The following is a 6,389-nucleotide window of genomic DNA, read 5'->3' as shown; positions in this document are numbered from 1 at the left end:
GTCCCAGTGTGGCCGATCACCCTCTCAGGTCGGCTACGCATCGTTGCCTTGGTGAGCCGTTACCTCACCAACTAGCTAATGCGCCGCGGGCCCATCCCTAAGTGTTAGCCGAAGCCAACTTTCCTTCTAACACCATGAGGTGTTAGAAACTATTCGGTATTAGCACCGGTTTCCCGGAGTTATCCCAATCTTAGGGGCAGGTTGCCCACGTGTTACTCACCCGTCCGCCGCTAATCGTTGGGAGCAAGCTCCCTCAGATTCGCTCGACTTGCATGTATTAGGCACGCCGCCAGCGTTCGTCCTGAGCCAGGATCAAACTCTCCGAAAGATGTTTGATCTAGCTAAATTTTAAAGCAAATTGACGAGATTTTAAAAATCTCTTTTTTAGACTTGCTTGGCGTTTCGTTTTGTTTAGTTTTCAAAGAACAATCTGTCGTGTTAGCGACTTTTACATTATATCAAGATAACTTTTTGTTGTCAAGCATTTCTTTTAATGTAATTTACTAACATTTCAAGCTCGTTTGTAAAAGAGCGACTTTCTTATCTTATCATCGTTAGAATCGTAAGTCAACAACTTTTTTCATTTTTTCTTTGCCGTCTCGCTTCGTTTTGTTTACCTCAGCGGCGACGTTTATTAATATACCACCCTAAAATCATTTGGTCAATATAATTTTTTAAATTTCTTTATGAATTTTATAAAACCTATGAAAAAGCTTTGCTCCCTTAGTGTTTTCTAGTACAACATCAATATAGCCACGATCAATCAAGTACTCAATTAATATCCTTAAGTCCTCTCCGTAATAGCATAACTCTTGATGTCCATACAGCTCATCAAATGACCAGTACTCTTCTCCTCTTTCACCTATAATTTCTAATATATGCCCAGACCCGGATTCTGTTCTTGTATGAATAAAAAAGTCACTAACAAGGAAAAGAAGTTCTAGTCTTTGATTAAGACTTTCTTCGCTAAAAACCAGCTCTTCATATAATTTATAAATATCAGGACCAATTTGCTTCACCTGATTCCATACAGTTACTTCTGGGTGAAACCCTTTTTCAATGATCTCTAATCTTGCAAGGTGGTGGAGTGCATGGATTATTTGATTATACGCATCTAGAGAGTTCCCTTGATCAAACAATTCTTTACCTTCCATATAACTTCTAATTAAACGCGCAAACTCTATACCTTTTTTTACTTTCCTTCCATAGAAAGGGAATTCATTTAATTCTCTTTTTAATGAGGCAAGATAATCATTACGGTCAAAAACAATTTTCCCATGGTATATCCAATCAATAATTTTTTTATTGGATCCTAATAACCTCCACTCGTTTAACTTTTCATCTGTTACGATGTGGAGTGCTGATTTTTTATTTTCGTAAGCATAATGTTTAATAAAGACCGGTTGCTTATCCTTACTATCTGTAATGATTAATAAAATGTAATCAAATGTATCTGTAATTGAACTCTCAGGAGAGTTCTTCTCAATTAATAAAACTCCTTTTGTATCCGGGTTGCTGGCTCTTTCTTGATAAACGGGTCTTAGGATATCCTCCATGTTCCATTCCTCCACAATTTAATTCGCTCTCCTTATCTATTCAACAATATTCGACAGACTCCTGCCACTATTTTAATATCTATTGTTATTAAATTCTTTGGATATTATGGTATATTATAGAAGATAAAAGGGGGAAAAACGGTGGCAAAGTATTCAAGTAAGATAAATAAAATACGAACATTTGCACTCAGCTTAATTTTTATAGGCTTTATCATAATGTACGGAGGTATTTTCTTTAGAAACTCACCACTGGTTATGACTATTTTTATGGTACTCGGGCTATTAGCTATTTTTGCAAGTATGGCCGTCTATTTCTGGATAGGTATGCTCTCCACAAAAGCTGTTCAAGTTGTTTGTCCAAATTGTAATAAATATACAAAAATATTAGGCAGAGTGGATATGTGTATGTACTGTAAAGAACCATTAACACTTGATAAAGACTTGGAAGGTAAAGAATTTAACGAGGATTACAATAAGAAAAAGTTAAAAAATAAATAAAAAGAAAAAGCTGGCAAACGTCCAGCTTTTTCTTTTTATTTAACTTCCCTATCTGGTTTAATGAACTTCTTTAGCAGAACATTCCGGACAATCACCATAAATCTCCATTCGGTGATGTGTTACTTTAAATCCCGCAACATGCGATGCAAGATGTTCCACTTCATCAAGACCTGGATAATGAAAATCAACTATTTTTCCGCACTTTTCACAAATTATATGATAGTGATCTGATGACACAAAATCAAATCGACTGGATGAGTCTCCGTACGTCAACTCTTTTACTAAGCCAACCTCTTTAAACACACGTAAATTATTATATACTGTCGCTACGCTCATATTAGGAAACTTGCCTTCCAACGCCTTATATATATCATCAGCTGTTGGATGCGCATGGGCAGTTATTATATACTCGAGTATGGCATGACGTTGCGGAGTCATGCGGACACCAGTTTGTTTCAAAGTATCTAACGCTTCTTTAAGTTGTGGTTGAGACACCGTCATGCACTCCTTTTTTATATTATTCTCACTTTGTAATTGTTACAATAAGTTTACTTGATGATTGGTTGAGTTGTCAATATTTCCAGCACCTCATTCAGATATATTATATCCAGGTGTTGGAAACTCTTGTCTCAAGAATTATGTAAAGTTGGTTCCATTTTTCCTAATTTATAGTTTACATATCTGGCAACAATAAACAAGAAATCGGATAACCTATTCAAATATTTTATAACTAAAGGATTTACCTCTTCTCCGAGAGCAACTGAATTTCGTTCAGCTCTACGTATCACTGTTCTCGCCACATGAAAAGCTGCTCCAGCTGGGTGTCCACCTGGAAGTATAAAATTCTTGAATGGAGGTAATTCCTCATTAAGTTCATCAATATAGGCTTCCAATTCATCAATCGACTCTTCTTTTATAACCCAGCCAACTTTTTTGCCGTATGGAGTAGCTAGTTCTGCACCAACGTGAAATAAATCAGTTTGTATTTTATGGAACTCCTCTAATAACTTATCTTTCCCTGAGAACTCTACATCATTTAAATAGCTTATCCCAAGTCCAATCATAGAATTCCCTTCATCACATGTTCCATACGCCTCTACACGTTGGTCAGTTTTGGATACACGCGTACCATAAACAAGAGAGGTTTGACCCTTATCTCCGGTTTTTGTATAAATTTTCATTCTAATACCCCTTTCCTACATCAATTTTATTCACATAGTTATCATCCTTATGATTAACAAACCGCTGAAAATTCTGCTCAAATATATCAAATGCGCGTGGCAAGTAATTTTTTGAAACGCTAGAAATATGCGGTGTGATAGTCAAATTAGGATATAACCATAGCTTATTATCTTCATTTAACGGTTCATTCGGAAAAACATCAAGCACCATATGACCTATAACTTGATTTTCTAACACCTCATGTATCGTGTCTTCTTTAATTAAATCTCCACGACCAATATTGATAAACATAGCTATATTTTTCATCATTTCAAAATGTTTGTATTTCAAGAGGTCCTTAGTTTCTGATGTACTAGGTAGTACAGATATAATAAAATCTGCATTCGGGAGAGCATCCTCAATTTGAGACATCGTAATAATATCATCAAAATATGAACTGGCGGAAACCCCGCTGCGATTCATCCCAATCGTTTTCATCCGAAAGGCTTTTCCTAATCTAGCTATCTCTTCTCCAATTGCGCCAGTACCTAATATAAGAAGATTTTTCCCATTCAGCTCACCGAAAGGTAGCCTCTTGTCCCATATACGTTTATCTTTATTCTCTGCCATGATCGGGAATTGCTTTATATATGAAAGCATCATCCCCATGGCGTACTCTGCCATAGGTATCGCATGAATCCCTCTCGCATTTGTTACCAGGATATTTCTTTCTCTAATTTTTTCGAAAGGCAATTTTTCAATCCCAGCTGACATTACACTAATCCATTTCAAGCGTAACGCCTGGTCGATTGTTTCCTCATCCACATCTTCTCCATATGTTATGAGCACATCCATATCCTTAATAACAGAACCTGCATTTTTGATACCTTTACAAAAATGAAACTCATGCTCTTTGTATGACTCAATCAAACGTTTCCTAATTTCCCCCGGAGGATAAATTGCAGAAACAACCTTCATCCAAATACCCCCTTCATCCACACATCACTAACATAATAACATCTTTTACCAGTATAAAGTGCTGAGACGACTGTTCAGCTTCGAAAAGCATAAGAGGAGGCACGAAGGGAGGCGTTCTTTCCTCTCGTAATGCCTACACTTATGTCTCGAGGAGCTAGGAGTCGAAGCCGGATTACATAAAAAGCTGAAACGGTTTAGTTCAATGAACGAAGACTAAATTCGCCACGTCCTGTGACAACGCCTTTGTGACCTACATCCTGTTGGCATCCGCAGCAACTCCACTTATGTCTCGAGCGTTTTAAGCTAGCTCACATAAAAGCAGAAACTAAATAAAAAAACGGACAGCCAGTTCCGGCTGTCCTTCTAATAGTTGTATGAGGAGGTATTCCCTGATTCTATCTTATTCAAAATAGCTTGTTATGCTTGGTCTTTTGCCATAGATTTTAAAAACAATCACTATAAAAGTGATTCAGGATTTAATCCTTTTAACTCCGGTAGTACAAATAATCCATCCTTTCGAATCAATTGACCATCAAAATAGATTTCTCCTCCGCCAAATTCAGTTCGCTGGATAAGCACCATGTCCCAGTGAATAGAAGATATATTTCCATTGTCGGCTGCTTTATAGGCTAATCCCGGTGTGAAATGCAGGCTTCCACAGATTTTCTCATCGAATAAAATATCTCCCATTGGATTTGTTATTAACGGGTTTACGCCTAAGGCAAATTCTCCAATATAACGGGAACCTTCATCTATATCAAATATTTTATTGATTTTATCCGCTTGATCTGCTCTTGCATCAATTATTTTTCCATCTTTAAACGTTAAACTGACATCTCTGAAGGTAGTCCCTTGATAAGGACAAGGCGTATTAAAGGTAATCGTTCCGTTTACACTATTTTTAACGGGGGCTGTATATACTTCTCCATCAGGTAAATTTCTTTCTCCGAAACACATCACTGCCGGAATTCCCTTTATAGAAAAAGAAAGATCTGTACCCGGTGACGTGATTCTGACCTGATCTGTTTGCTCCATTAGAGATTTCAATGGCTCCATTGCCTTCTGCATTTTGGCATAATCAATTGTACAAACATCAAGCAGAAAATCTTCAAATTGACTTGTGCTCATCCCTGCTTTTTGAGCAAGTGATTTAGTCGGATAGTTCAATAATACCCAACGGCAATTATTAATATAGTAATCAACGACTGGCTTCATTACTTCTCCGCTCAGCTGAAATTTCTCTGACGGAATCTCAGCAAATTCCGCATCATTCTCTTCTCCGATCACAATAATGACAGCATCCATGTCTTCAAATTTTTTCAAATCCCAATTAGCCATGATTTCCAACTGTTCCCGGCTATACCCTTTTGCCATATATTTTTGAATCTCATCATCGAGCATTTGTACAAATGGGTATGCTCCTAGCTCATACGTTTGATTGACAAGTTCTACCAACAAAGGTTTCGTTATGTAGTGACCTTCAATCAACACTTTTTGCCCCTTCTCTAACCGTACAGAATGGGTTAGCAGTTGTCTTGCCATTTTTTTAATTCGTGGATCTTTCATACGTCATCTCCCCTGTTCTCTTTATTAAACACCTACTATCAATATACATATTTTTCCTCCAGAGAGCTTTTTATTTATAAAGAAAGCAGGCATTATTTCATGCCTGCTCACAATCTAAATTATGATAATTCATTTTTAATAAATGCTAAGGCATCTTCCACATGCCCTTTCACTCTCACCTTACGCCACTCTTTTACCACTATACCCTCTTTGTTGATAACGAATGTAGAACGTTCCGTACCCATATATTCATTTCCAAAATTGTTTTTTAATACCCATACTCCATACGCTTTTGACAATGTATGTTCTGGGTCTGACAACAAGATAAAAGGAAGATCATATTTCGTTTTAAATTTTTCATGCTTTTCAACCGGATCTGGACTAACGCCAACAATAATTGTATCCAATTCTGCAAATGATGTGTGATTTTCCTTGAAGTCACATGCTTCAGTCGTGCATCCCGGTGTCATATCCTTTGGATAAAAATAGAGAACTACATTTTTCCCCTTAAAATCAGCTAATGTAACCTCTTTTCCATTACTTGCCTGAAGCTTAAAATCCTGCGCCTTCTCACCAACTATACTACTCATAAAGCTCACTCCCCTGTTAGATAAAAATAATTAAGAACAG

General features: G+C 37.0%; 7 protein-coding genes and 1 rRNA gene. 1 reads left to right on the top strand and 7 read right to left on the bottom strand.

The genetic code is table 11. The features are described 5' to 3' along the window. A 16S ribosomal RNA gene (locus AC4G3O_RS15230) occupies positions 1-328 on the bottom strand; the annotation flags it as partial. Positions 329-674: 346 nt separating this feature from the next. Further along, the gene (locus tag AC4G3O_RS15225; RefSeq protein ID WP_066107873.1) at positions 675-1,556 is read right to left on the bottom strand and encodes a nucleotidyltransferase-like protein; all 882 of its coding nucleotides are present in this window, start codon (positions 1,554-1,556) and stop codon (positions 675-677) included. Between the two features lie 141 nt (positions 1,557-1,697). Between AC4G3O_RS15225 and AC4G3O_RS15220 the strand changes: the two genes are divergently transcribed. Further along, positions 1,698-2,054: a YgzB family protein gene (locus AC4G3O_RS15220; protein WP_066107876.1), complete on the top strand. Its 357-nt coding sequence runs from the start codon at positions 1,698-1,700 to the stop codon at positions 2,052-2,054. Between the two features lie 57 nt (positions 2,055-2,111). Here the strand turns inward: AC4G3O_RS15220 and perR are convergent, their stop codons facing one another. The 5 genes from perR to bcp form a co-directional block, all read right to left on the bottom strand. Beyond that, positions 2,112-2,555 carry a peroxide-responsive transcriptional repressor PerR gene (gene perR, locus AC4G3O_RS15215; protein ID WP_066107879.1) on the bottom strand — a complete coding sequence of 148 codons (444 nt, stop codon included), beginning with the start codon at positions 2,553-2,555 and terminating at the stop codon, positions 2,112-2,114. 128 nt (positions 2,556-2,683) lie between these two features. Then, positions 2,684-3,235, bottom strand: coding sequence for a cob(I)yrinic acid a,c-diamide adenosyltransferase (locus tag AC4G3O_RS15210; RefSeq protein ID WP_066107883.1), 552 nt, complete (start codon positions 3,233-3,235; stop codon positions 2,684-2,686). Between the two features lies 1 nt (position 3,236). Beyond that, the gene (locus tag AC4G3O_RS15205; protein WP_066107885.1) at positions 3,237-4,193 is read right to left on the bottom strand and encodes a D-2-hydroxyacid dehydrogenase; all 957 of its coding nucleotides are present in this window, start codon (positions 4,191-4,193) and stop codon (positions 3,237-3,239) included. Positions 4,194-4,649: 456 nt separating this feature from the next. Continuing rightward, the gene (locus AC4G3O_RS15200; protein ID WP_491136426.1) at positions 4,650-5,759 is read right to left on the bottom strand and encodes an aminopeptidase; all 1,110 of its coding nucleotides are present in this window, start codon (positions 5,757-5,759) and stop codon (positions 4,650-4,652) included. A gap of 119 nt (positions 5,760-5,878) precedes the next feature. Continuing rightward, positions 5,879-6,349 (bottom strand): thioredoxin-dependent thiol peroxidase, encoded by a 471-nt coding sequence (gene bcp / locus AC4G3O_RS15195; protein WP_139892656.1) that lies wholly within the window; start codon positions 6,347-6,349, stop codon positions 5,879-5,881. Positions 6,350-6,389 lie beyond the last annotated feature (40 nt).

This window comes from Bacillus sp. z14 (2026), from assembly GCF_058313575.1.
The sequence above is the reverse complement of the archived record's forward strand: the minus strand, read 5'-3'. Positions and strand labels throughout refer to the sequence as shown.